The following is a 2,296-nucleotide window of genomic DNA, read 5'->3' on the forward strand; positions in this document are numbered from 1 at the left end:
TAGAACATTTCCTTTTTTTGATACTTTAAAGGAAAAATATTAAAAGTCACAAAGATTCCCCCGCTTGACTGCAGGAGCTTTGCAACCTTCTCAGGATTTCTTGGGCAAGGCCCTTCCCGTTATCGAGGCATTCACCCCCAGCCAGGGCAGAAAACGCAAGGGAAAGTACTCAACCCCCTGCAACGTAAAGTAAAATTTCAAAAACCGCATCACCCTCGGCGCATCGTTGATATGCTCCACCTCCATAATGGCCAAGGCATCCAGATCATGCTTGCGCCGCAACTCCGGAACCGTGATCAGACGCCGCCCCAACGACCAGCCCCAGCCACCCTCCGTCGGCAAGGTGAACAACATCGCCCCTTCCGCATGCATCAACCGCTCGATCTCCTCCAACGCCTCCGCCAGATGATACAAATGTTCCAGGGTATGCAAACACAACACCGAACGAACCGCGCCACTCAAAAACGGGGTGTTGTACAAATTGCCCTGCACCGCCATCACCGACGGATACCGCTTCTTCAGCCGATGCAAAAAGGAGAGATTGGCATCCAGGGCAATGGTGCGCGATCCGTCCACCAGCTCGAACAACTGACCCGGCCCGCAACCCAACTCCACATGCACTACATCCCCCGCTTCCTTCAACAGCCGATGCACCCGACGATGCCCGCTCATGCTGAAAAAACGGTACAACGCATTGCGATAGATGAACCAGTCGTCCGCTACCGTGCCCCAAATTTTCTGCCAAGCCTGATAATCCCGGTTCTGATAGAATCGCGGCTCGGCGGACTGCTGCGTCGGCATGGCCAGCAAAACACCCAGGGCATCACGGCGATACTCCCGGCCACAGGCGGCACACGACCAGCCCTGGGCCGAAACCGCCATGCCGTCACGACCGCAGTCCACACATCGCCCGATCAGGCCGCTTCGGGAATCGCTCGTCATGACGGATCCGTGGAGAATTCAATGATACCCATGATTGCCTTCGTCGCCCCCAGCGGCAGCGGAAAAACCACCCTGATGGAACAGGTTATCGCGGAATTGACCCGGCGCGGCTATCGGGTCGGGGCCATCAAACACGGCCACCACGTCGCCGACCCCGACATCCCCGGCAAGGACAGCCACCGCTTCCGCCAGGCCGGAGCCAAAAGCGTCATCTTCTCCGGCCCCGAACGCTGGTTCATGATCCAGGAACTGGGCGACACACCCCCACCCCCCCTGCCGGAACTGGTCAACTCCCTGGTCGGCCAACACGACCTCGTTCTGGTGGAAGGCTATCGGCAGGAAAAGATCGATCAGATTCGCATCCATCGCCCGACGCAGGCAGAAGATACACGCCCGGAGGAGAGGAGACAAGACCACCTGCCCTGGAGCGGCAGCGATCAGGTGGTGGCCGTGGCCAGCAGCGAAACGGAAATCCCCTGGGCCAAACCCAGACTGCCCCTGAACGACCCCTCCGCCGTGGCCGATTTCATCGTGAACCATCTGAATCTGCGCAAACCGGGCAGCGGCCATCCCTCCGCCCCGTGATGCGCCGCACCTCGCCGCCGGAGAGATCGAGCAGCAGCAACTGACCCCGCAGATTGGCCCCCTTGCCGCTGAGTTCCAACAAGGCCTCCGCCGCCATCCAGGAGCCGACGATCCCGGTCAGGGCCCCCAACACCCCCGCCGTTTCACAGGTGGGGCTGTTGCCATCCTCCGGCAGTGAGGGAAAGAAACAACGCCAGCAGGGCAGCGCCGCATCCTCTCCGGCGTGAAACACCCCCACCTGTCCGGAAAAGCCCAAGGCCGCCCCCGTCACCAGGGGCCGTTTGTGACGGAAACAGGCGGCGTTGACCCGGTCGCGGGTTTCGAAGTTGTCGCTGCCGTCCAAAACCAGATGGCTCGCCCCGACCAGGGCTTCGACATTACCCTCGTCCAGCCAGCCATCCACGGTTTCCACCCCAATGCGGGGATTGAGATCCAGCAACGCCTGCCGCGCCGAATCGACCTTGGCCCATCCCAGCCGGGAGGTGGCATGCACGATCTGTCGCCCCAGATTGGAGGTCTCCACCCGGTCGCCGTCCACCAGCGTGAGATGCCCCACCCCTGCCGCCGCCAGATAGAGCGCCGCTGGCCCGCCAAGTCCGCCCGCGCCGACGATCAGCACCCGGCTTTGACCCAGACGCGCCTGTCCCCCCTCCCCCACGCCGGGCAGCGCCAGATGGCGGGAATAACGCAGCCGATCAAGAAAGGCGGTCGTCACGGAAGCCACGGCCTATTCCTCTTCTGTTTCATTAATACGGGGGTCCGGGGGGGA

The 2,296-nt window shown here is 61.5% G+C and carries 3 protein-coding genes; 1 reads left to right on the forward strand and 2 read right to left on the reverse strand.

The genetic code is table 11. The features are described from left to right. Positions 1-90 precede the first annotated feature (90 nt). On the reverse strand, positions 91-942 hold the full coding sequence (locus tag HQL56_19675; protein MBF0311737.1) for a class I SAM-dependent methyltransferase: 852 nt from the start codon (positions 940-942) through the stop codon (positions 91-93). 30 nt (positions 943-972) lie between these two features. Between HQL56_19675 and mobB the strand changes: the two genes are divergently transcribed. Then, on the forward strand, positions 973-1,527 hold the full coding sequence (mobB, locus tag HQL56_19680; GenBank protein MBF0311738.1) for a molybdopterin-guanine dinucleotide biosynthesis protein B: 555 nt from the start codon (positions 973-975) through the stop codon (positions 1,525-1,527). On the opposite strand, the gene HQL56_19685 is transcribed toward mobB, so the two are convergent. Beyond that, positions 1,469-2,251, reverse strand: coding sequence for a HesA/MoeB/ThiF family protein (locus HQL56_19685; protein MBF0311739.1), 783 nt, complete (start codon positions 2,249-2,251; stop codon positions 1,469-1,471). The genes mobB and HQL56_19685 overlap by 59 nt on opposite strands. Positions 2,252-2,296 lie beyond the last annotated feature (45 nt).

The sequence above is a fragment of the Magnetococcales bacterium genome, assembly GCA_015231925.1.
Classification (GTDB): Bacteria; Pseudomonadota; Magnetococcia; order Magnetococcales; family JADGAQ01; genus JADGAQ01.